This is a genomic window from Microbulbifer aggregans (genome assembly GCF_020524005.1).
GTDB classification, from domain to species: Bacteria; Pseudomonadota; Gammaproteobacteria; order Pseudomonadales; family Cellvibrionaceae; genus Microbulbifer; species Microbulbifer aggregans_A.
This window is the reverse complement of the sequence record NZ_JAIVKK010000004.1, coordinates 635351-659730: the sequence shown is the minus strand read 5'-3', so window position 1 is coordinate 659730 and position 24380 is coordinate 635351. Positions and strand designations below refer to the sequence as shown.

Below are 24380 nucleotides of genomic sequence, written 5' to 3'. Positions count from 1 at the left end.
TAGGAGGCCTGGCCATGAGTACTGAAGACTTGGAGTGGGACATCTTCGCCGAGGAAGCCCTGAAAATGGCGCCGGTTTTTGTTCGCTCGAAAATTAAAAAGCGGGTCGAAGAGGTGGCGAGGGAGCGCGGCATTACGCTGATTACCTGTGACTTCATGACTGAACTTCAGCAACAGGAGCAGGGTAAAACCTGAGGAGCGCGGCAACGGATCCGCACTATACGACAAAGGCTAACTGCCTTTATGTAAGGCAAAAAAAACCGGTGCAAATCCCAGACACTGCACCGGTTTTTTTATTGTTTCTTGTATTATTTCTTGTATTGTTTCTTGCAGATTTTTTTCAGATCAGAACTTGTAGCCAACGGCAAATGAAATGATATCCGGGTCGACATCCACACTGATGGAGCGCTCCACATCGCCTATACCGGGCGTGCTTGTGGTGACTTTGGCATCCGCGGTGATCCAATGGCGCGCGTAGGCTACATCAACCATCCAGTTGTCATTCACTGCATAGCTGCCGCCGATTTTAAATACGCCGCCAACAGAGTCTTCGATCTTGCCCTCACTTTCGCCACCAAAGGCGGTCTCGTAGCTGTCGTAGATTTTCGAATCGACAAACTTGGTGTAGTTGACCCCGGCACCGATGTAGGCACTGAACTTATTGGACAGGTCGATGTTATAGAGAGCGATGACCGCGGGAAACATGGCCTTGGCTTCGCCAACCTGCCCGAGATCCGCACCGGTACCGGCAGCGGATAACTTCACCGTGGGCGGCAGACCCGCTGCCAGCTGGACAGACCAGTTATCAGTAACGAAGTAATCGTACATAAAGGCGGCGACGTTGTGATCTTCCGCGACTGCGGTGACGCCGGGAGGGGTGAAGTCCCCGCTCAGCTCGGTGGAATTGTTGTTGTAGCTGACACTGGCCGTGCCAAGTTTGACGACACTGGTACCGGCCTCTCCAGCCACGCCCGTGGTACCGCAAAGGGCTGTGAACAGTACTACTGCACCGGTAAGTTTTTTCATTGGGTAACTCTCAACTGCTTTTATCGCTATTTTCACGTTTGCTGGCGCCCCGGCAGATCGCACTTATTTCTATCTGTCTGGCACGCAAACCAACATTGCGCAAAATATCACCACATCGCCTAATGCTTGCAACCCCGGAAGCTGACTGCACCAATAAGGCCCGTCATCTTTTGCCCGATAGCGCCACTCGAGAGAACTGGAGCCCCCGATCTGGCTCGCTTTCGCACCCCATCGTGCGAAAAAGGGAAATGCCAAAAGATTTCTGACTTAAAGTCAGCTTTCCGGTCACTCCTGCGTCATCATCCACTCACGCGGATGCGGGTTTTGTGCCCCGGTTGGTTTAACTCCCTCTGCTGCGCCGGTATCCTTGCCGGCTTGCAATAGATCCAGGGACTGTTGACGCCATTGCCAGCAGTTCATTTCTTGTTGGCAAAGCTGGCCGTTATGACGCACCCCCAACTACACATACCCGGTTACACTGTTCACGGCCCTATCGGCCAGGGCGGTATGGCATCTGTTTACCTGGCCACTCAGGAATCACTGAACCGCAAGGTAGCCATCAAGGTGCTGCGCAACACCAACGAAGCGCAACTGAATGAGCGCTTTATCAACGAAGCGCACTTTATTGCCAGTCTCAACAATCCCCACATCATCACTATCTACGATATTTCCACCCTGCCCGGTGGCGACCACTACATCGCGATGGAATTTGTCGGGGGCGGCGACCTAGACGAAAATCGGGAACGTTTCCGCGAGCCAGCCCCGGTTCTACGCCTGATACGCGAGATTGCCGAAGGGCTTGCCGTAGTCCATGCAAAAGGCATCATCCACCGCGACGTGAAACCGGCAAATATCCTGTTTCGTGAAGACGGCACCGCAGTGCTCACTGACTTTGGTATCGCCAAGGATGTAGACAACAACTCAGATCTCACCCAGGCGGGCTTCAGTCTCGGTAGCCCGTCTTACAGCAGCCCTGAACAAGCCCAGGGCCAGCCGCTGGATATCACCACGGATATCTATGGCCTCGGTGTGATCCTGCTGGAATTGTTGTTGGGCCATAACCCGTTCAAAGGCGATAGCCACACCAGTACCGCCATCAACCATATCCAGCTGCCACTGCCGGAATTACCAGCGAAGTACGCCGACCTTTCCCCGCTGCTGTCGCGCATGCTGGCCAAGCGGCCCGCCGCGCGCTTCCAGAGCTGTGAAGAACTGGTGTCGGCAATTGATCTCCTGGCCGGAGAGAGGCCCGCTGTTACCAATGGCAGCCCTGCTGGCGGATTCGATATTCAACGCTGGCTGGCGGGAAAACCACGCGTTCTGCTGCCGGTAACCGGTGTAATCAGCGCGCTCCTGCTGCTGTTTGCCCTCACCTACAAAACCGAAACTGATCGCGAGGTTGACCGTCTGTTGCAGCAGGCAGAGCTGGGGATGGAGGAAGCACGCTACATATTCCCGGAGCAGGACAATGCCCGTTATTACTTCCGCCAGGTACTGCTGCTGGACGAAAACAATGACGAGGCACTCGACGGGCTGGAACAGGTTACAGAGCGGCTCGTACAGGATTATGTTGCCCGCGGCGCCGAAGCCCTGGAGCGCGGCGCGCTGAACCGCCCACACGAGAATAACGCGCTGCATTTCTACCGCGAGGCACTGGCGCTGGATACCGACAACCCGCAGGCATTGGCCGGCATCCAGTCAGTCGTCGACGAATACACCCGCCGCGCCCGCGCCAGCCTTCTTGAGGGCGATCTCAAAACGGCAGACCGCAACGTGAAGCGCGGTCTCAACATCGAGCCAGAAGATGAGGCGCTCCTGGCACTGCGCGCGGAAATCAACGAGAAGACACCCGCCGCAAAGCGGCTGATCCGCGATGTCTTCGGCAAGCTGCGGGAGAAAATCGAAGATAATGGCTAACCCACTGGCCGCTCATTGGGCGCAAGGACACGCACCGGTGACTAAAGTGACTTAACAGCCATTTTCCAGACCAATTACGCAAGACCCTGAACATTTTGTAGACAGCCCGCTCACTTACCTATAGAGTGGTGTCCTGCTAGAAAGAAAGCCTTACAGTTACAATCTACATTTCGCTGTTTTACTCGTAATACCTCGTCCTGTGTTTGAAGTCTCGGCTTATTTTCCAAGCAACACCCGCCTCGTGTAGGCAATATTATTCCGATTCAATACCAGGATTTATCAATGTCCAATACCGTGACTGGAACCGTAAAGTGGTTCGACGAAACCAAAGGCTTTGGCTTTATTGAGCAGCAGTCTGGCCCAGACGTATTTGCGCACTTCAGCGCGATCGCCAGCACCGGCTTCCGTACCCTGACTGAAGGTCAGGCCGTTGAGTTCACTGTAACTCAAGGCGCCAAAGGCCTGCAGGCAGAGAATATCGTAGTACTGTAATTAGTACTGGATATCTAAAAACGGGCCCAACGGGCCCGTTTTTTATTTGTGCATTCATCTTTCCTCGACAACGCCACTATGTTTCCTGCACGGAGCAATATCGTCCGCCTTTGATAGTCAGTGAGTGTCTTTATCACACGCCGTGAACCGGGAATTCCAGACCTCACGAGCGGATACCTACTGAAACACAGCCCCCGCCAATAACTTTTCTGGAAAACATAATCCCCGAAATCAGCCTTTCAAAAGTAAAAGGCTTCCAGAGCGCGTACAGGAATCAGACAGCAGTCCTGCAAGCGAAGTAGAAAACCACCCCGAATTCCGGTAGATTCCGCGTTCATTTTTTAACCAACTATTGACTATAGAGTCTTCTATAGTCGTAGCGGGACGGACTCCGCCAGCTGAATTCGAGGTATTTAATGAAGCTGACCCAGTCCCCGTTCCTGTTTGTTGCCGGATTATTCTCAGTCTCCAGCTACGCCGAAGTCTTCTGGCAAGACAACAGTCTGACTGCACTGCGTGGCAATGACTACAAGGTGCACTACAGCCTGGATAGCGACGATTCCAGCCGCACGGTGATGACCTTCGAACACGCCAGCGGCCACAGCTGGGGTGACCTGTTCCTGTTCAGCGACTACCTGGTCTCGGATGACAACTCAACCGAGTGGTACACCGAAATTTCCCCGCGCCTGAGCCTGGGCAAACTGAGCGGCAAAGAACTGGCGTATGGCCCGGTAAAAGATGTGCTGCTGGCCGGACAGCTGGAACTGGGCAATATGGACGATCCGGACCACCTTACCGCCACCGGCCCGCACTTTATGAACACCCTGACGGGCGTGGGTTTTGATCTGGACGTACCGGGCTTTACTTTCTTCCAGGCGAACCTGTACCAGCGCAACAACGAAGACAAAGCCGACAACGAGCAGCTGACCCTGGCCTGGGGCCTGCCGTTTACACTGGGTAGCGAAGAATTCCTCTACGACGGTTTTCTGGACTGGGCCAGCGCTTCCGCCGATGCGCATTCAACCATGAACTTCACCTCACAGCTGAAGTGGGATATCGGCGCGCGCGCCGGCAAGCCGAAAAAGCTCTATGCCGGTGTGGAGTATGTGCACTGGAATGACAAATTTGGCATCAAGGACGGTACCTTTGGCATCGACTCCAACGAGCGCAACATCAACCTGCTGGTGAAATATCACTTTTAAGCGAGAGCGCCGCCGTTAACGCAAAGCGGCACTACACTCACCGGGCACAGCGGGCCGTGTTTGCCTCTTGCCCGGTTTTGGCGGACAGGTAGCCGAGAGCCACTCGTAACCAACTCCGCTCCCCCACCCTAACTTGATACCACGCACTATCGCGGTATCATCTCTTGCATCACCCTGTTTACTCTTAGCCTCTCACAAACGCCAGATATCGGGTGCTTAACCCTCGGGGCAGTCACTAAACTTGTGGTTCGTTAAAACGGATTTGACGGATATATCGCATCATGGATCAAGCATCTCCCCCTCCACGCCCGGCGCACATACCCCTATGGCTGGCTGTGTTACCTCACCCTCGCTGTGTGCCTGGCACTTTCAGGCTACGCAACCACACCAGCATTTCCTACTGAACCAATTCACGTCGAATCATGCTTCCCTACCGCTTTCTCCAGCTGCAACTGAAATATCACGGAAATACCGCAACGTTCATGGCCGGCGCGCAAAGCTTCCGCACGCAGTTGCATTCCGCGTTTATCAATCTCGCCGCCAAAAACTCCAACACCCGGGCAACCCTGCTGGTTCACCACCCCCTGCACGGCTGGCTGCAAGTCTGCGACCAGGAAAACCGCTACCCGATTATCCACAACCCCCTGCTGCTGGACTGTGGACAACTTTGGCAATCTGTTATCCACACCCTGGCCGAAGCGGACACCTGGCCTACAGATGAAGAAAAGCGACGCAGGAAACTTGAACGGGAAATGAAGCGACGTGAAGAAAAAGCCAAAGCCCTGCGGCGATTTTTTCATATTGTAAAAAATAGCGAGCACTAAGGCGTTATGACGCAAGCCCTCAACGGTGTGTATCCGCCAGGCACTCCCACAGCGTTTTTACAATCCTCGACGGCCTGGGCGATTGCCGCTGAATAGCGACAAAGTCGCACTCGTACTGGTAGCGCTGTGGACAGATCGCACGGATTTCGCCTTTTTTTAAGAAGGTTTCCGCATAGTGATCCGGCAGGTAGCCGATATAGCGCCCGGACTGCAGGCAGTGAACGATGGCCTCCTGGTCGTTGACCGTAATATCCCGCTCCAGCCCCAAACGATTACCGACTTCCATATTCGGTGAGTGGTAGCCAAGACCAGCGTACTTACTCCGGCGGATCGCGTCGTCATCAATCGAGATATCCGCCGTATCGAACAGAGGATGGCGGTAACCGCAGTAGAGGTACATCTGCTCGTAGAACAAATGCTGGTATTCGAGGCTGGGGGATGCGCGGTGGGCGGGTATCACCCCCAGCTGAAAGCGTCCCTCCATCACTCCGCGCTCGATTTCGTTGATCGGCTCAATGTGGATATCCAGGCTCACTTCCGGTGCCAGATCGTCGAAGTGGCGCAAGGCCTCGCCGATACGGGCCGCCGGGTTGGTGACCATCTTGTCGAACAGGGCAATGGATATATGGCCGGTCATGCGCTTGTGCACATCGGCCACCTCGCCGCGAAAGGTATCCAGGGAGGCCAATAAGCGCAGAGTCGCCTGGTAGATCTGGCGCCCCTCGTCAGTAAGTGCAAACCCACCGCGTCCACGCCGGCACAGGCTGACGCCCAAGCGCACCTCCAGATCCTTGATATGACGGCTGATGGTGGAACGTCCCACATTGAGTTCCAGCTCCGCTGCGGTAAAGCCGCCCGCCTCCGCCACTGCGCGGAATACCCGCAGCAATCGCAGGTCGATGTCACTGAGCTGCCCGAGGAGGGCCGTTTGGGTGCGAGCCATGTCTTCTAATCTCTCTCCACAACGCCCCCGTAGGAGCCTGCTTGCAGGCGAACCTTCACGGCAGCAATGGCCACCACCAGCGTTGTTCACCTGCAAGCAGGCTCCTACAGGTGGGGCGCAGCATTTAGTTTCAAGCATATGAAACTAAAGATCGATAAATTGCAATTTATGAAACTTTAACTCTCTTCTAAATTTGCCGTAACCCAACGGTCAAATGCGCCGGAAATAACAAGAATGGAGAGTAGCGTGAGCGATAAGTTTGCCGGGCTGAGCCAGGCTCAACTGAATGCCCATTGGATGCCCTATACGGGCAACCGCCAGTTCAAGCAGGATCCGCGGATCATCACCGGCGCGGAAGGCTGTTACTACTTCACCGCCGATGGCCGCCGCGTGTTCGATGGCCTGTCTGGCCTGTGGACCTGCGGCGCCGGGCACAACCGCGTGGAGATTGCCGATGCCGTAAGCGAGCAGCTGCGTACCCTGGACTACTCGCCCGCCTTCCAGTTCGGCCACCCCAAGGCCTTTGAACTGGCCGAACGCATCACCCAGTTCATGCCAGAAGGCCTGAACCGCGTGTTTTTCACCGGCTCCGGTTCCGAATCTGCCGAAACCTCCCTGAAGATTGCCCGCGCTTACTGGCGCAAGAAAGGCATGCCCAGCAAGACCAAGCTGATCGGCCGCGCCAAGGGTTACCACGGCGTAAACTTTGGCGGCATCAGTGTCGGCGGTATCGGTGCCAATCGCGCCCTCTACGGCCCCGCCGTGGATGCCGACCACCTGCCCCACACCGTGCTGCCGCAGAACAAGTTCTGCAAGGGTATGCCGGAAGACGGCGCCCACCTGGCCGACGAACTGCTGGAAATGATCGCCCTGCACGACGCCTCCAATATCGCCGCGGTCATCGTGGAGCCCATGGCCGGTTCCGCGGGCGTGTTGCCGCCGCCCGTAGGCTATCTGCAGCGCCTCCGGGAGATCTGCGACCAGCACAACATCCTGCTGATCTTCGACGAGGTCATTACCGCCTTTGGCCGCATGGGCGCCGCCACCGGTGCCGAGGCCTTCGGTGTAACCCCGGACATCATCAATACTGCCAAGCAGCTCACCAATGGTGCGGTGCCCATGGGTGCAGTGATCGCCAAACAGGAGATCTACGACACCTTTATGGAACAGGGCGGCCCTGATTATCTGTTGGAACTCCCCCACGGCTATACCTATTCCGCCCACCCGGTGGCCTGTGCCGCGGGCCTTGCGGCGCTGGATATCCTGGAGAAAGAAAACCTGATCACGCGCGCGGCTGAGCTCACTACAGTGCTCGAAGAGCGGGTACATCAGCTCAAGGGCACTCCGCTGATCACCGACATCCGCAACTGCGGCGTGGCCGCCGGACTGACCATCGAGGCGGCACCGGGTGAGCCACTGCTGCGCCCCTACCAGATCGCAATGAAGATGTGGGAAAAAGGTTTTTACGTGCGCTACGGTGGCGACACCATTCAGCTGGGCCTGCCATTTGTGGCGCAGCCCGAAGAGGTCGATACGCTGGTGAGCGCGCTTGGCGATGCAATTACCGAAGTAGCGGCAGGTTAACCTGCCCGGTCATTCCGGCGTATGCCGGAATCCAACGCTCCGAAGCTGGATGCCGGATCAAGTCCGGCATGACACTAAGAAAACGACGAATACAGAATTGAAAGAGAGGAAAAACATGAGCATTGTGGGCCACTTTATCAACGGCCAGGTCGTTGAAGCCGCCGAGCGCACCCAGGACGTTTTCAACCCGGCCACGGGCGAGGTCACCAAGCAGGTGGCCATCGCGGCCAAGAGCACCGTCGAGGAAGCCATCGCTTCCGCCCAGACGGCCTATCCCGAATGGCGCAACACCCCGCCGGCCAAGCGCGCCAAGATCATGTTCAAGTTCAAGCAGCTGCTGGAAGACAACGCCGAGCAGATCTGCGCACTGATCGGTGAAGAGCACGGCAAGATTTCCCACGACGCTATGGGCGAACTCACCCGCGGCATCGAGAATGTGGAATTTGCCTGCTATGCACCCCAGATGCTGAAAGGCGAACACAGCCGCAACGTGGGCCCCAACATTGATTCCTGGAGCGAGATGCAGCCACTGGGCGTGGTCGCCGGCATCACCCCGTTCAACTTCCCGGCGATGGTACCGCTGTGGATGTTCCCGCTGGCCATCGTGTGCGGTAATACCTTTGTACTGAAACCGTCAGAGCGTGATCCATCCTGCTCCCTGCTGCTCGCACAACTGATGCAGGAAGCCGGTCTGCCGGATGGTGTTCTGAATGTGGTGAACGGCGATAAAGTCGCGGTGGACACCCTGCTGACCGACCCGCAGGTTCAGGCAGTGAGCTTTGTCGGGTCTACCCCGATCGCCGAATACGTCTACGCCACCGCCAGCGCCCACGGCAAACGCTGCCAGGCACTGGGCGGAGCCAAGAACCACGCGATCATCATGCCCGACGCGGACATGGATAACGCCGTAGCAGCCCTGACCGGCGCCGCCTTCGGCTCTTCCGGCGAGCGTTGCATGGCCCTGTCTGTTGCCGTGTGTGTCGGCGATGCGGCAGCCGATGCGCTGATCGAGAAAATGTCTGCAGAAATGCAGAAGCTGAAAGTCGGTGCCTACACCGACAGCAGCAACGACTTCGGTCCGGTAATTACCGAAGCCCACATGAACAAGGTGAACGGCTACATCACCAGTGCCGAACAGCAGGGCGCAACGGTAGTGGTGGACGGCCGCAACCCGAAAGTGGCCAGTTACGAGAACGGTTTCTTTGTCGGCGGCACCCTGATCGACAACGTGAAGCCGGGCATGACCTGCTACGAAGAGGAAATCTTCGGCCCAGTATTGTTGGTGGTACGCGCTGAATCCATGCAACAAGCCATGCAGATGATCAACGATCACGAGTACGGCAACGGTACCTGCATTTTCACCCGTGACGGCGAAGCCGCTCGTTACTTCAGCGACAACGTTCTCGTGGGTATGGTGGGCATCAACGTACCGCTGCCAGTACCGGTTTCCTACCACAGTTTCGGCGGCTGGAAGCGCTCCCTGTTCGGCAGCCTCGGCGCTTATGGCCCGGACGGTGTGCGCTTCTACACCAACCGCAAAACCATCACCCAGCGCTGGCCCTCCAGCGGTGTACGCGAAGGTGCACAGTTCTCTTTCCCGAGTAACTGATCCTTGCGGGAAGTCTGGCAAACCGTCGCACCTGACGGCGGTTTGCCAGGTTCCAAAACAACCACGTCGACCATTCCCAAGGCATTCCTCGCCCAAAGCGCTCCCACCAACAGGAATCTTCCGAGCGAAACCTGTATCCGCGACAAACCGTGTCTTGAACGGGGTGAGCCGCCTTCGTGGCGCCTTTAGCGCCATGCTATAAGTGGTGCCGTTAATGCAGTAATGCACACCAATAAATCTAATGCACCCTATGGGGATCCTATGATCAGAACCGGAAAATTTGCCGTTGGCCTGCTGTGCAGCGGTATCCTCGCCGCTTGCAGCCTCGAGCCAAACCAGCTGCAATCCACCAGCACTGCCCACGCACTGATCGATCAAGTGATCGAGCGCGAAAATGTGCCGGGCCTGTCAGAACAATACGCACAGCTGCGCAAGCAGCAGATCGCGCAGGTGGACTACAAGCTGTCCATTACCATCGACAAGACCGGCGAAGCCTTTTCCGGCCGCGTGATCGCAGACACAAAATTCCGTCGCAATCTGCTGCAACCCCTGACCGTCGACTTCGCCGGCGGTGAAGTGGCTGGCGTTCAGGTGGACGGCAATACCGTTCCTTTTGAATACAACGGCCAGTTCATCACCATCGAGCCTAAGTATCTGGAAGGCCGCAAGCATGCGATTGCGATCGACTATACACACGCGTACTCCAACAACGGTTCCGGCCTGCACCGCTTTGAAGATCCGGTGGATGGCGAAGTGTACATGTACACCGACTTCGAACCCTACGATGCCAACCGCCTGTTCCCGCACTTCGACCAGCCAAACCTGAAAGCCCACTACACCCTGGACGTGACCGCGCCGAAAGACTGGAGCGTGATTTCCTCCGTGCGAGAGGAAAGCGTGAAGGCGAACGGCGACGTCAACCACTGGGTATTCCCGCAGTCGAAGAAATTTTCTTCTTACATTTTCTCCCTGCACGCCGGTCCTTTCACCGTGTGGGAAGACGATGCCGACGGCATCCCGCTGCGCCTGTTCGCGCGCAAGACCCTGGCGGAGTACGTGAAACCGGCCGACTGGTTCAAGTTCACCCAGGAGTCCTTCGCGTTCTTCCAGAAATACTTTGAAGTGGACTACCCATTCGTAAAATACGACCAGGTGATCGTGCCCGACTTCAATGCCGGTGCGATGGAAAACGTGGCCGCGGTGACTTTCAACGAAGGCTATGTGTCCCGCGGCGAGAAAACCCAGGCCCAGCGCATGCGCCTGGCCAACGTGATCGCCCACGAAATGGCGCATATGTGGTTCGGCGACCTGGTTACCATGAACTGGTGGGACGACCTGTGGCTGAACGAAAGCTTCGCCACCTACATGGCCAACCTGTCGCTGGCGGAAAACAGCGAGTTTGACGATGCCTGGGAAAACTTCTACCTGGGCACCAAGCAGTGGGCCTACGACGCAGACCAGCTGCCGACCACCCACGCAATCCAGCTGCCGGTGAAAAACACCGATGAGGCGTTTGCCAACTTCGATGGCATCACCTACGGCAAGGGCGGTTCCATCCTGAAACAGCTGCCCTACTACCTGGGCAAGGAAGAATTCCGCAAAGGGGTTTCCAACTACCTGAAGGATCTCTCCTACAAGAACTCCACCCTGAACGACTTCATGGGTCACCTGGGCAAAGCCGCCGGCAAGGATCTGGGCGAGTGGCAGCAGCAGTGGCTGTACCAGGCCGGCCTGAACAGTATCCACGCCAGCTTCCAGTGCGAGGGCGGCAAGATTGCCAGCCTGACCATCGAGCAGAGCGCGCCTGCAGACTACCCGGCCCTGCGTGAACAGCGCACCCAGGTTGGCCTGTACAACATGCAGGGCGACGAAATGGTACTGAGCAAGGCCATTCCGGTGACCTACAGCGGTGCCAGCACCGAAGTCACCGCCGCCAAAGGCGAAGCCTGCCCGCAGATCGTGTACCCGAACGAAGGTGACTGGGCCTTTGCCAAGGTCACCCTGGATCAGGTCTCCGTCGACAACATGTCCAAGCACATCAATGACATCGAGAGCCCGTTCACCCGTCTGATGATGTGGCAGAGCCTCGAAGACAGCGTGCTGGATGCGAAACTGCCGATGGATGAATACGTTCGTTTCGCTCTCGCCAATGGCGGTGCCGAGCAGAACATCAACGTCATCCGTATGATCTCCCGTCACCTCACCGGCCACTTTATGGTGATGAGCCAGATCGACATGGACGCCAGCGAGCGCAAAGCACTGCAACAGGCGATTGAAACCTTCGCCTGGAACCAGCTGAACAGCGCCGCCGCTGGCAGCGATGCCCAGAAAGTCTGGTTCGGCACCTTCACCAGTGTTGCCCACAGCAAGCAGGCTCTGGCCAACGCCGAGAAACTGCTCAACGGCAAGCTCACCATCAAAGGCCTGAGCCTGGATCCGGACAAGCGCTGGAACCTGATCGCCCTGCAGAACGAGCACCTGTTCGGCGACTACGAAAAAGCGATCAAAGACGAGCTGGCCAAAGACAGCTCCGACCGTTCACAGCTGAATGCCATCGCTGCCGAAGCCCTGCGCCCGCAACAGGCGGTCAAGGCCAAGTGGCTGGGCAATATCCTTGAGAACCGCGACCAGTTCAAACTGGCGCAGCTCAAGTATGCAGCCAGCGCCCTGTTCCCCACCGGACAGCAGGACCTGTACGTTGCCAACGTTGATCGCATCGTTGCCGCGCTGGACGAAGTGAATAGCAGCGACGCACCGGAGCTGGTGGGCACTTACGCACGCCTGTTCCCGCTCAACTGCAGCAAGGAAGGAGTCGAGCAGGTAGAAGGTATCCTCAACAGCGGCAAGCAATTGAACCCGCTGCTGGAGAAAGCCCTGAAAAATCGCCGTTTCAGAAACCAGCGCTGCCTGGACATGGCCGCAGCCATGAACGGTAACGCCGGTTAATCAGGCACACATCGGCAACGCCGATACAGGAAAGGCCCTTCGGGGCCTTTTTTGTAACAGGAACGCATATTAAGGCTCCATTTGCACATTCCCAGGGCGCGCACTTCAGGTCCAGCCACGCTCTCACATAAGCCCCACGTACAATTACATCCCCTTACATACGATCGAATTATCGGAACTGGAGTGATATAACTATCGGCTTCAGCGAAGCAGCCTTTAACGGCGAACAAGGAAAGCCCATGAAGCACTTTTTGATCTCCATCGCAGCCATTCTCATCACTCCTCTGGCACTGGCTACAGCGCCCAGCGATGACTCCATCCGCCAGCTCATGGAGGTCAGTGATACCCGAAAGCTGCTCGAAGGTAGCCTGGCGCAAGCCGACCAGATCATGCAGGCCTCAATGCAGCAGGCCTTGTCCGGTGAGGAGATTTCTGCGGAAGATCAGGAAGTCATCGATGAAATGCGCCAGCAGATGCTGACGCTGATGAAAGCAGAGCTCAGCTGGCAGGTTCTGGAGCCAATGTTTATCGAGGTTTACCAGAAATCCCTGAACCAGGCCGAAGTGGATGGCATGCTGGAATTTTATAAGTCTGATGCCGGTAAAGCGGTGGTAGCAAAAATGCCTCAGATCATGCAGCACACCATGGTATTGATGCAGCAGCGCATGGCCAGCATGGGCCCCAAAATTCAGGAAATCCAGTTGGCAGCCATGAATAAACTGAAAGAGAACAAGCAGCAGTAAGTTTTACAATCGGCACTGCCTTCGATACAAAAATGGGCGCACTTTTCAGTGCGCCCATTTTTTTTGACTGATCCATAATACCTAATGCTGGTTACCGCACGCATTAGCAGCCTCCAATTCGCGCAGCAACTATCGCGATATGTGGGTAAGCGTGATATAACCTCACGCCATAGAATTGTGCGGTAAGTCACACATTTTTGTTCATTTGTTCGACAGTTTTTATCTAGAGCGCCTGTCGCCGGCACCCATAGAACGCCGGATTCTTGTGCGCTATGCAAGATTAGGAGGTATGTATGGCGTTCGATTACGGATCGATTGACCTGGGACTAAAGAATCCATTTAAGGCCGAAGGTGCGGTTAATGCCGTACGCGGTGGTTTACAGACAATTGCAGGCCTGGTTCTGCTCATTTCCGCCGCAGGCACGGTCAAGGAAAATGCCGGCTCCGGCTGGATCCTGATGGCGTTCGGCCTGTTGCTACTCGGCGGCGGCATCAGGGTGCTTGCCGGTGGTATCTACGCGACCCTGCGCTACTTTGTAGGCCGAAACCACCCCACCTCTCTCGCCGAGAACCGCAGCAAGTCTGAGAGCAGCACCGCGCAGGAAGAGTCCGCCTATGTGGCCTATACCGCGAAGCAGCTCGAAGAAATGCTGATCGGCCGCAAGAATGCGACCTTTACTGAACCCCAGGGTTTTCTCGCACGCCTGCTGCACACCTTTGTGCCCAAGCTGCTGTTTATGCCCTACCCGATCCGCAACTTCGCCCAGCGCTTATTTGGTGCCTGGATCAGCACCGTTGTGGGACTGATCGCCTACGGCCTGGTGGCCTTCGTATCTCTGGCGGGCTTTGCCGGTACGGCCGGTGAGCTACTGTTCCCTGTGTACTCCATCCTGTTGATGGTGTACCTGCTGTTGGTTTGGCGCCGGGCAGGCAAGCCGATCAACCGCAAAGCCGAGCGCAATATCGAATCCCTCGGCGGCAGCGCGCTGACCAAAACTATCGGCCTGGCACTGATCGTGCCGGTGATTGCCGGCTTGGTCGCGTCGTGGATACTGGTCAAGAGCCGGATATCCCCTGAGCAACTGGATATTTTTACTGCGGAAATCCCGGCCCTGAACCCCGGCCTGTACATTTTTTCCGTACTGCTTCTGGGCGCAGCGAGTGCCGCACTGGTATTTGCGCTGATGCGCAAGCGCCTGTCGGCCACGACTCCGGTTGCCGAAGTTTCCGAGTTGCGGGAAAACTGGCAGGAGTCTGTGCACCCCAATGAAATCTTCATCAACCTCGACAATCTGGTGATGGCGAACCGCCGTTACAAGGAAGTGCCCAACCGGGTTTACCGCGAGCTGGATCCGCAGCTGCGAGAGCAAACCGACGGCAAGGGTGGCTTCCGCGGTGAGATGATTCAGGAAGTACAGCCCAAGGTAAAACCCCTGGACCTGGGTGAAGGCTTCAAGAAAGTCCGCCTGGCCACCCTGATCAGCGGCAATGTGTTGAGTGCCATTGCGGTACTGTTCACCTTGATGCTGGCTTACAAGGCCGTGGATATCTACAGCTTTGTCGCTGCGCCGGAAACCGGCTCGCTCAAGCAGATCCTGAACAGCGAACTGATCTTCCCCCTGCTCGGTCTGGGCATGGGTGCACTGCACCTGCTGCTGGTCGGCTTCCTGCTGAAGTCGTTCGGCCAGCTACTGAGCAATGCTGCGCATATCTACTTTGCGGAAATCCAGTTTGAATCGCTGTTGGTGTACTTCAAATGTGAAGGCACTTTTACCGAGTCCAAGATTTCTACTGGTACCGGTATCCACGACAGCACCCGTTCGGAGAACACGCTGGTGCGCAGCAGCATCACCCCCTGGGTAGTGGTGTCGCGTATTGTTTCCACCACCTTTGCTTCCACCGGCATGCAGAACCTGGAGCACCCGCGCCATATCCTGGAGATGCATCGCGATGACCGCGAGCTGCAAAGCATCAAGACAGACGTGGTCAATTTCCTCAAGGATCGCGAGTCCATCGCCACGATTACCAGCGCGCGCGACCTCGGCAACGCTTCACAGCTTCACCAGCTCAACCAGCAAACCCGCGCCATGCCGGCAAGCCAGAGCCTGGAGCAGGATTCTGAGCACGCTGGCTACCTGCGCCGCGAGGAAGAAATCCGCCTGGAAAATCAGGACAAGTAATCCCTATTACCGCACCTTGTGTGCGGCCAGCCCCGGACGATGTCCGGGGCGCTCTTTCTCCAGTATTTTTTACGCCCAAAATCCACACCGGAAACCCATTCCAGGAATTCAAAAAGGGCACGGCCCGGCCATCCGTGGCACACAACCCCTTCCCCGCCATCAAGTTCCAAAACCGTTCACCCGCGGCTAGCATCCTTTCATCGCGCAACTCAGTTCGGTCGATTCACTTCATCGATTGATTCCGGGCATTCACCGTTACCCGTCATCCATTTTCCAGTTTCAGTACATCTTAAAAGCACTGACACGGAGGACTGGACTATGCGCTGGATTGCGATTTTGATCACTATTTTTCATGTGGGCTGTGCCGCCCATATTCCCGACATCAAGGCACACTACTCACCGGAGAATACCCAACATCTACTCGAGCAAACCCATATTACCGCGAGTGACGCTGGATCAGAAAAAACAGCAGACTTACTCGCTATTAGCCCGGAAATGCGGGAATTTATCGATTCGATAGATCCCACGCTCCACCCCAGTCGACGATTCCGGAAAATACTCCGCACGCTCAAGCTCGATGGATTTCAGCTCGAATACGACTTGAACCGCACGACCAATGCGGCAGAAGCCTTCGCTGAACGACGCGGCAATTGCATTTCTTTCGCAGCCTTAATCGTTGCACTGGCCCGAGACGTCGGTTTGGAGGCAAGTTTCAATCGCGTCGATGCGCCGCTTGGCCGCGCGAAAATACGCAATGCGAATGGCCGGCAGGTAATACAGAATATTTTGCATATCAACGCGGAAGTATCCTACGGCTGGTCGTCGCAAGTGATTGAGATTAACTTCAAGCCCCGTTCGCAATTCCCGCATATCCCACTGGAAGACGAGGAGGTGGCGTCGATGTATCTGAACAACCTGGCGCTAGAGGCTTCTAATAATGGCGATCTGCCGCTGGCGTTTTCACTCATCCATAACGCGCTGACATTACACCAGCAATCCGCGATGACATGGACAACGCTCGGTTACCTTTATCGCCAGCGTGGCACTCTGGATTTGGCAGAAATGAGTTACAACCAGGCGCTTTACCTGGATGGGGACAACAGCTCAGCGCAGGCCAATTTGCGTAACATCTATCAGCTGAGGGATCAGGGCGTACTTTCCAGCAGGAACTACGGTGCCAAAAACGCTGCGCCAGAAGCGTGAAAATATTCGGACTTGAGTCAGGCTGTAAAAATCAGAGCCTTATTGATCACCCAATACTTTCCGCAGTATCTATGCTTGTTCCCGAAAAACGCACAATCCTGGGAACACAGAAATGGACGCAAGCAAAAAACTGTACTGGTTGAAAATTTTGCTGGTCGTAATCGGCCTGTTTTTCATCTTCGGCATTTATCCAATGATGATGTGGGTCTGGCCCAATGGCTGGGGCTGGACACCGCGACAGCCGGAATACGAACAAATGATTATGGGGATCTACGCAACGCTGGGCGTATTTCTGGTTTTGTCCGCCCGCGATCCTTTGGCAAATCGCAGCCTGATCTGGTTTACGATCTGGTCGAGTATCGTGCACGGCGCGATTATGCTGGTGCAGGCTCTGGTGGATAACACAGAGCGGGCCAACCTGCTGGGGGACATACCCGCGCTTTTTCTGGTGGCGGCCCTGCTCTGGTACTTTATGCCTAGAAAATCGGCGCGCTAAAGCCAAACGCGAGCGTCAGGCTGTGGGCCGACTCCCAGTCGGCACTGTCAGAACCCAGCTGGAAATGCCAGAAACCGCGATCATCGCCGAGCTGCAACAACCACTGCCCATCGACCACTTCATATCCCAGGTAGGGATTGCCCGGCAATTGGTCCCAGCGCAGTCCTGGACGGTAGCGAAGATCGCCATCGAACAGCTCGAGATCCAGCGCCCAGTCAACGGATGCCCGATGTTCTGCGTAGTGCGCCGTGGCATAGACCGGCATGCGCTGGCGGTAGTCTTCCAGCAAACGCTTGCCGGTAAACAAGGGGTTAAGCTGCACGGCATGTGCGACTTCACGGTCGACCGAATCAAACGCGCCAAAGGTATGCGGTGCCTGCTCCCACTCGATGGCGCTGTACAGATCCTGAACTACCAGGCTGGCAGATCGGTGTGTACCGGCATAACCGATATTGAAATCCAGAGCTATACCCCGGCCTTCGGGCGGTTCGAACTGATGCTCCAGTAGTAGGTCCTCACTGTAGCGGTAGTCGAGCCTGGCACTACCGGAAAAAAACTCGTTATCGCTCCCCAGTTCCCCGGCAAGAATCCCATCCTGAAAATCACTGGCGCTCAACAGTGATAAATCTGCTTGTGCAAAAAAGCCGGACGACCACTGCCAGCGACGTTTGAGCTTTATGCCCTGCGCCCGCAGTTGGGAAATCTCCAGCAACACCGGTACCCGCCCTGTGGGTGGGTCAAGGTCATTTTCGTCCCGGTAGTAAAGATCCGTGGTGGCCTCGTTGTAGCGCAGCTGGTAATCGAAGCGCTGGGTATAACCAAAGCCCCAGTCTTCATACCAGACGCCCTGATCGAAGCGGTTGCGGGTCCAGGTACTGTCACCCTTGCCCGGTGGCGTTCGCCATTCATCAGCAAACTCTTTGATGGGCAGCGCTTCACTCACCGTGCGCGAGGTGAAACTCAGCTGTATCCCGTTATTTTCCAGTGCGACTGACTCTTGCGGCACATTCACCAGTGCCAGAAACAGAAAAGGCCACCAAAGGTGACCTTTTCTACTCCTGTGAGAGTCACACTGCTTAGAGCAGTGTTTCAATACCATTGTCGATCCAGGTAATCACATAAGCGTTATTTTCTTCTGCCAGGGTACCGTAAACGGTGCCGTCTTTGGTGATGACACCAGTAACGGTCTCGCCATCGGTAGCCAGCTCGAGGCTGAACTCAGCACCCTTGCCGTCGGACAGGATGATAGTGTTACTGCCTTCACTGCTAACAGGATATTCAACCCGCAGGCTGTCATTACCCCAAGCCAGGCTCAGAATCACTTCCGCCACTTCATAGCCAGTACGCTTCGCCACCAGCTCGACATCCATTGCCGGCAGGTTTGCGGACAGATTGCCGTGGGCGCTTACGCGGAAGGTCGCTTTCAGGTAACGGTCTTCGGCATCAAAATTGATGTCGGATTCCACCAGTTCTGCTGCGATGGTGCCGCTAGTGCCAGAGAAAACGGACTTGCCCACATAGTTCGGCCACCACTCGCTCGGGCCTGCACGGTACCAACCTTCACCCGCTACACCAGCGTACAGGCCGTCCAGCATGTAGCTGTATTCTGCGGTGAACGCAACGCGCAGGTCCTGCATAACATTGCTGTTTTCCGGGCTTACCCAGATGTAGCAATTGCTGGATTCCCACTCCCAGTAGCCGTTGTAATACTCACTCTCACACTCCAGCTGGGTGAGATCGGAACGAACGTCGTTGAGCCCCCAGAAGTAGTATTCCTGCTGCGCCGGGCAGCTGGCATCCCCTACAACCTCGTTGCAGGAAACAGTGACGTAGAAGTCACTGTAGTACTCGTCGTATACCACTTCGGAGAGCGCGTAAGTCGCAATCGCATAGTTGTTTTCCTCACCAATCTTAACGGTCACGGTGTTATCCGCGGCGTTGTAGCTGTAGCTGGTCAGGTCATCGCGCTCGAAGCCTTCCAACACATACAGGAAGTCATCGGCGTTATCGATAGTTACAACTACAGCGGCCTCCAGGGATTTCGCAGTAGCCAGTTCTTCGAACACACCGGAGAGCGCAAGCTTTTCAGGCAACAGCGCGTGTGCGGATTTGTCGTTCATCGCCGGGTCGAAGGAGTCGTACATCGCTTCGGACTTCTCACCGGTGATTTCCACTGAGCCGTTGAAGCGGTGGGTGGCATTGATGATTTCCGCATCCAGGTTGAGCGCGAGGTTTTCAATCTGCGGCTCGCCCAGCGGGTCTTCACCTTCGCCGGTGCCCACGTCGATGTCGATCAGTTCCTCAGACAGTTCCAGCGAGAAGCCGGAACCTTCGTTGATCTTGAAGCTGCTGTCACCCAGGGTTGCCATACCACTGATTGCCAGTACATGCGCACCAGCGTCAACGTACAGACGCTCTTCACCTTCGAATACCTTGGACTGGATCTCAGGCATGCCGATGGTCAGGTCAATGGCCACCTGATCTTCGGTGGTGGCAGTATTGCCATCCGCATCGAACAGGGCATCTGCCACGCTCCAGGCCTGGCCTTCCTGCACGATGCTACCAGTCGCAAACTGAGCCACGTACGCCGCTTTTTCTGCTTCGTACTCGGCCAGGCACTGTTCCTGGTATTCAGTGGCGACCCACTCGCAGTGCTCGGCATCACCATAGGCCGCCGCCGCAGCCGCGCTCAGGCTGGTGAACACTTGCTCACCTTCGATATCGCGGAAAATCTGCTCAGCCAGCAGGCCTGCTACTTCGGCAATCGCACCAATGTTGTCGCGGTTGTCGTCAGTCAAAACCTGCGCGGCGCTATCCATCTGCACAACCAGGTTGTCCTGGTTGTAGCCTACAGAAGTCTCGTCCAATTCGGACTTGATCGCTTCCAGGGCTTCGACAGATACCTTGCGCACAGTGGCGACCAGCGCCTTGGCCTGCTCAAGGTTGCTGGCCAGATCACCAGTCACTTCTACCTCGGGGGTACAGGTTCCATTGGCACAGTTCTCGGCAATCGCGTCACCCGTTGCTTTTACTGCACCGGCAGCCGCATCGGCCACACCGGCGAGCTCGTTATTGCCTTCGCTGGTCGCGGTGGCAACACTGTCGATGGCTGCATTCACGCTTTCCAGTACAGCAGCATCCACGGTGTTGGCTGCGAAGCCTGCGCTCAGGCTTTCCAGCTGCGCTGCAACGTCGCCACCTTCTGCGGCCGCTTCGATTGCCGCATTGATCAATGCGAAGCGCAGATCCTGTTCGCCAGCCGACGTGGCGCTGGTGAGGTCAACCGGTGCTACGGTGCTCGGGTCCGCATCCAGGCCAAAAGTATCTTTAACAAAAGTATTCGCAGCGCTGATAGACGCTTGATCCGGGGTAGCGCCTGCTTTTTCTGCAACCAGAGTGGTCAGGGCGGTAATACTGGACGTGAGTGCGGTCGCGGATTCTTCGACGAAAACCACGGAACTCAGCGTGTAATCCAGGGCGTATTGTTCCGCGAACGTAATCACACCATCGGCATTGCTGTCCTGGTCATTCTCGCCTGCGGTACGGCACTGCGCGGTATCACAGGTTACTAATGCGATGCCACTCTCAGGCGCACTCAGCTCCAGGCGAACGGCACCGGAATAACCATCCAGCTCGATAGAATAGGAGCCATCCTCTGCGGTCACCGCACTGCCAAGCACTTCACCCGCATCGCTCTTCGCAACCACTTGCGCACCCGAAATGATTCCCTTGGCGGCAGTACCACCTACCGGTATCGGGTTGTCAGTGCCGGTGCCTGTACCGCCGTTATTATTACCACCGTTATTACCGCCACCCGTATCCGGCGAGCTACTGCCACCACCGCCACCACAGGCGGCGAGTGCTGTGACCGCCAGGGCCAAAGCAAGCTTTTTATACATTCTTGTATTCCCCAATTCTTTCAACATGAGAGTCTTCCTGATACATCCCTCTCAGGCCCCAACACCTGAACAGGGACGTAAGATCCCTTAAATGGCGCCTGCGATTTACCCCCAGCAAACGCTATTTTGAGACACTTGTCACACTAAAAATGTGAACTGCGAATAATGCCGCTCGTAGCCCGGCGCCTCAATAGTCCTTTTGGGCTATTTTGCGCCAAGCCATTACAGACCTAACGATCAAGCCCAAATTGTGGCCAGAACCAGAATTGATAAGCCGTGCGAATATCAAATGGAGCAAATGGCCGAATGACTATGTCGGCCAGGGAGAAGAGAACTTAACGATAGAGCGCCTTGAAAATGGCCACATCACAATCGAAAAAGGTAAAAAAACCATCGTCTTTTAATAAGCGCAGCAAAAGGAAACCCTCATATCACTTCCAATATTGACGTGCGTAGCGGTCCCGTAGAAGTAGCGAAATTCAACACAAACTGCTCCCCTCACATCAATATTGAATTGACAGAAAGGGGCTTACAGCAAAATTCTTCTGGTACGCACAAAGCTGTAAGCAGGGAATTTTTTCCGAAATTATCCTGGGCATTAATCAGCAATCTCTGCGATAGGAATAACTCGCCCGATAACAATGAACAAAGCGATCTGGTTCAATGTGTATGACGACACCTGAGTACAGTTCAAAACTCTGTACGAGCATTGCGTGAAGACACAGAACACGCCATGATCGCGCCTCCAGAATTTATGCTCCCACGGAGGGCACCCAATGAGCAGAAGGCTTATTTCCAGCGGATCGGAGTTTGAAACCAAGATCGGCTATTCCCGCGCAGTCGTTGATGGTGACTACGTATTTGTATCCGGCACCACCGGCTACAACTATGCCACCAGCTCCATCAGTAGCGATGCAGCCGAACAGGCCGACCAGTGCTTTGCGAATATCGAGCAGGCGCTAAAGGAAGCCGGTTCCTCGATTGGTGAGATCGTACGGGTCACCTATATCCTGCCCAACCGCGATGACTTCCAGCCCTGCTGGCCCGTGCTACAGAAGTGGCTGGGAGAGGTACGCCCGGCGGCCACCGTATTCGAAGCCCGGCTGCTGGACGACGCTATGAAGATCGAGATCCAGGTGACCGCCCGGGTCGCGCGCTGAGGCCTGAAAAAACGCTTCAACAGGCGCAAAATTGCTTGACGACGGAGGCCCGCTGCCGGTAAAAACGCGCATCTCAACTTGCGTGTGTTTTAACCAGTGGCGTGGGTCTCTTTTGACGTTTTCAGAACTCTCGGCTTCGCAGATACCCTGCAGCTAAAGCCCGAGGAAGTCTTCAAATACAAGGCGGAAATTGCCGAGGCGGAATGGGTACTATTCCCCGAATACTGGCAGCTGAACGCCCTAAGTTACAGCCTCAATGCGCGCGTCTTCCCCAGCGAGTCGAGCTATCGCCTGGGCCACAACAAGATCGAAATGAGCCGTGCATTCGAGCTGGTCGCCCCCTCCAATACCCCGCATACCCGAATCCTGGCCAATACCCCGGAAAACGCCGCCGCCCTGTGGGAGAAGATAGATCACCCGTTCGTGGCGAAGCTGCCCAAGGCCGCCCGGGGTTGCGGTGTCTGGCTGATCGAAGAGCGGGAAGACTGGAAAGCCTACCTGAAAAAGACGGATGTGCTGTACGTGCAGGAATGGCTACCCATAGACCGCGATATCCGTATCGTAATCGTGGGTGATGAAGTAGTAACAGCCTACTGGCGACTGCAAAGCGCACAGGGGTTTTACAACAACGTTTCCAAGGGGGGGAGCGTGGACCACAGTCCGGTGCCCCAGGCCGCCATCGACCTGGCGCTCCATCTGGCGCGCACGCTGGGCATCAATCACGCCGGCTGGGATATCGCCATGGTCGGGGACCACCCCTACGTAATCGAATTCAATCGCCTGTTTGGCAACCAAGGCGTTGAAGGTGGTGCGGCAAGGTTGCAGGATGCGATTCTGCAATACCTATTCAATAGCTCCGTACCTACAGGCCCCAACTACCCTACGCGACCCAGCGCTCCGCGACGCCGACGTCTGAGACAAGTGGCCTGATCTGCTACGACAGAGGACCGTTAATAAAAAAGGGCGAATAAATTCGCCCTTTTTTATTTGTTCGCCACTTCGACACAGCAACTACTTTGCCATGCTGAAACTGATTTTCATCTCGCGACCTGGTGTATCTACCGGCTCGCCCGCCTCAAACCGCGGCGCATAGCGCAGGCCCTTTATGAAATCCTCTGCTGCCTTGCCAAAACTCTTGGACCCACTGGTCTCAACGGCTTTGATATCGGTCGGAATGCCACTATCTGAAATCGTAAAATTGACGATGGCATACCCTTCACGACCACTCTGCAAGGCGGCACGCGGGTACTCGGGCAATCTGCGGAAAAGAGGTTTCGGCTCCTGGTCCATATCGAACGGGACCATTTTACCAATGGCGCGGCACTGTATTGCGGATAACTCCGGCTCACCCAATGACTCATAGATATCAACAAGAAATGCCCTGGCTGTCATTTCAAGCGCACTGTCCGGCCCGGCCTCTTGCTCTACAACCCCCAGGGCAGCCTCCAGGTAAGAACGCGCGTCCGCCCGGCTCCCCCTGGCCATATGGAATTTCCCCAGATAGAAATTCGCCAGGAAGTTATTCAGGAGATACTTGCTAAAAGGACCGGAGAAGGCCTCCTGAGCATCCTTTAGATATATACCGGCCTGAGGGGAGTGATCATAGTCCAGGGCGATTCGTCCAACCTCCAGCGAGACCACCGCATAAAGATAAGAGTCTTTCCCCTCTGCCCGCTTGGCAACACTTAGCGCTTTCCTGGTATAGCGTTTATACGTTGCCCGGTGACCGGATGATTCCCGGAGGTTGCCCACTGTAGTCCGGGCCAGCTCCAGATATGGGTCCACCAGTTCAATGGCGTCCTCACCGTACGCCACCTCATAAAGTGCAACAGCCTCTCCGGAAACAGACTCTGCGCGCATATATTCCCGCGCTCCGAACAGCGCCTTACTGTAATTCAGCGTCGCAGCTGCGCGGCTTTTGCTGCTCTCTGGTAGTGATGCTTTTGCTTCGTCATAGACAGCGGCCGCAGCCTCCACAATAACATCCCGATCCCCGCCATTTACCGCCGCCTGATAGCTGGAAAATAGCGCTCCCAATTCAGCGGCAGTGACATTCTCCCCAGGTACTGCACTCAAAATAACGAGCGCAAATGAAACCAAACTGAACTTTGAATACAAATTGCGTATCAACATTACACATCCAAGTTATTATTTTTG

At 55.8% G+C, this 24380-nt stretch carries 19 protein-coding genes; 14 read left to right on the top strand and 5 right to left on the bottom strand.

Features of this window, described 5'->3' with window-relative positions; all coding sequences use genetic code 11:
* Positions 1-14 precede the first annotated feature (14 nt).
* Positions 15-194: a PCP reductase family protein gene (locus LC093_RS10390; RefSeq protein ID WP_226664712.1), complete on the top strand. Its 180-nt coding sequence runs from the start codon at positions 15-17 to the stop codon at positions 192-194.
* A gap of 150 nt (positions 195-344) precedes the next feature.
* On the opposite strand, the gene LC093_RS10385 is transcribed toward LC093_RS10390, so the two are convergent.
* Entirely contained in the window at positions 345-1025 is a 681-nt protein-coding gene (locus LC093_RS10385) for an OmpW/AlkL family protein (RefSeq protein ID WP_226664711.1), read from the bottom strand.
* Positions 1026-1469: 444 nt separating this feature from the next.
* On the opposite strand from LC093_RS10385, the gene LC093_RS10380 reads away from it, so the two are divergent.
* The 4 genes from LC093_RS10380 to LC093_RS10365 all read left to right on the top strand — a co-directional run bounded on the left by LC093_RS10380 (position 1470) and on the right by LC093_RS10365 (position 5460).
* A complete protein-coding gene (locus tag LC093_RS10380) occupies positions 1470-2942 on the top strand; it encodes a serine/threonine-protein kinase (RefSeq protein WP_226664710.1) in 1473 nt (490 codons plus the stop codon).
* A gap of 282 nt (positions 2943-3224) precedes the next feature.
* The gene (locus tag LC093_RS10375) at positions 3225-3434 is read left to right on the top strand and encodes a cold-shock protein (RefSeq protein ID WP_226664709.1); all 210 of its coding nucleotides are present in this window, start codon (positions 3225-3227) and stop codon (positions 3432-3434) included.
* A 416-nt stretch (positions 3435-3850) separates the two neighbouring features.
* A complete protein-coding gene (locus LC093_RS10370) occupies positions 3851-4636 on the top strand; it encodes an outer membrane protein OmpK (RefSeq protein WP_226664708.1) in 786 nt (261 codons plus the stop codon).
* 422 nt (positions 4637-5058) lie between these two features.
* Positions 5059-5460: a hypothetical protein gene (locus LC093_RS10365; protein ID WP_226664707.1), complete on the top strand. Its 402-nt coding sequence runs from the start codon at positions 5059-5061 to the stop codon at positions 5458-5460.
* A 19-nt stretch (positions 5461-5479) separates the two neighbouring features.
* Here the strand turns inward: LC093_RS10365 and LC093_RS10360 are convergent, their stop codons facing one another.
* Entirely contained in the window at positions 5480-6403 is a 924-nt protein-coding gene (locus LC093_RS10360) for a LysR family transcriptional regulator (protein ID WP_226664706.1), read from the bottom strand.
* Between the two features lie 234 nt (positions 6404-6637).
* Between LC093_RS10360 and LC093_RS10355 the strand changes: the two genes are divergently transcribed.
* From LC093_RS10355 to LC093_RS10325, 7 genes are all read left to right on the top strand, one after another.
* Positions 6638-7987 carry an aspartate aminotransferase family protein gene (locus LC093_RS10355; RefSeq protein ID WP_226664705.1) on the top strand — a complete coding sequence of 450 codons (1350 nt, stop codon included), beginning with the start codon at positions 6638-6640 and terminating at the stop codon, positions 7985-7987.
* Positions 7988-8102: 115 nt separating this feature from the next.
* Positions 8103-9596: a CoA-acylating methylmalonate-semialdehyde dehydrogenase gene (locus LC093_RS10350; RefSeq protein ID WP_226664704.1), complete on the top strand. Its 1494-nt coding sequence runs from the start codon at positions 8103-8105 to the stop codon at positions 9594-9596.
* A gap of 261 nt (positions 9597-9857) precedes the next feature.
* A complete protein-coding gene (pepN, locus tag LC093_RS10345; protein WP_226664703.1) occupies positions 9858-12542 on the top strand; it encodes an aminopeptidase N in 2685 nt (894 codons plus the stop codon).
* A 239-nt stretch (positions 12543-12781) separates the two neighbouring features.
* Positions 12782-13285: a DUF2059 domain-containing protein gene (locus tag LC093_RS10340; RefSeq protein ID WP_226664702.1), complete on the top strand. Its 504-nt coding sequence runs from the start codon at positions 12782-12784 to the stop codon at positions 13283-13285.
* A gap of 293 nt (positions 13286-13578) precedes the next feature.
* A complete protein-coding gene (locus LC093_RS10335; protein WP_226664701.1) occupies positions 13579-15465 on the top strand; it encodes a hypothetical protein in 1887 nt (628 codons plus the stop codon).
* 318 nt (positions 15466-15783) lie between these two features.
* Complete coding sequence (locus LC093_RS10330; protein ID WP_226664700.1) at positions 15784-16668, top strand: transglutaminase domain-containing protein; 885 nt, start codon at positions 15784-15786, stop codon at positions 16666-16668.
* Positions 16669-16780: 112 nt separating this feature from the next.
* Positions 16781-17164, top strand: coding sequence for a DUF6632 domain-containing protein (locus LC093_RS10325; protein WP_226664699.1), 384 nt, complete (start codon positions 16781-16783; stop codon positions 17162-17164).
* On the opposite strand, the gene LC093_RS10320 is transcribed toward LC093_RS10325, so the two are convergent.
* Together LC093_RS10320 and LC093_RS10315 are read right to left on the bottom strand one after the other, a co-directional pair.
* Positions 17145-18170: a hypothetical protein gene (locus tag LC093_RS10320; protein ID WP_226664698.1), complete on the bottom strand. Its 1026-nt coding sequence runs from the start codon at positions 18168-18170 to the stop codon at positions 17145-17147. The two genes, LC093_RS10325 and LC093_RS10320, sit on opposite strands and share 20 nt — an antisense overlap.
* A gap of 70 nt (positions 18171-18240) precedes the next feature.
* On the bottom strand, positions 18241-21063 hold the full coding sequence (locus LC093_RS10315; protein ID WP_226664697.1) for a hypothetical protein: 2823 nt from the start codon (positions 21061-21063) through the stop codon (positions 18241-18243).
* 776 nt (positions 21064-21839) lie between these two features.
* Between LC093_RS10315 and LC093_RS10310 the strand changes: the two genes are divergently transcribed.
* Positions 21840-22223 (top strand): RidA family protein, encoded by a 384-nt coding sequence (locus LC093_RS10310; protein WP_226664696.1) that lies wholly within the window; start codon positions 21840-21842, stop codon positions 22221-22223.
* A gap of 96 nt (positions 22224-22319) precedes the next feature.
* Entirely contained in the window at positions 22320-23153 is an 834-nt protein-coding gene (locus LC093_RS10305; RefSeq protein WP_226664695.1) for an ATP-grasp domain-containing protein, read from the top strand.
* Positions 23154-23234: 81 nt separating this feature from the next.
* Here LC093_RS10305 and LC093_RS10300 read toward each other — a convergent pair whose 3' ends face one another.
* Positions 23235-24356, bottom strand: coding sequence for an energy transducer TonB (locus LC093_RS10300; protein WP_226664694.1), 1122 nt, complete (start codon positions 24354-24356; stop codon positions 23235-23237).
* Positions 24357-24380: the final 24 nt, after the last annotated feature.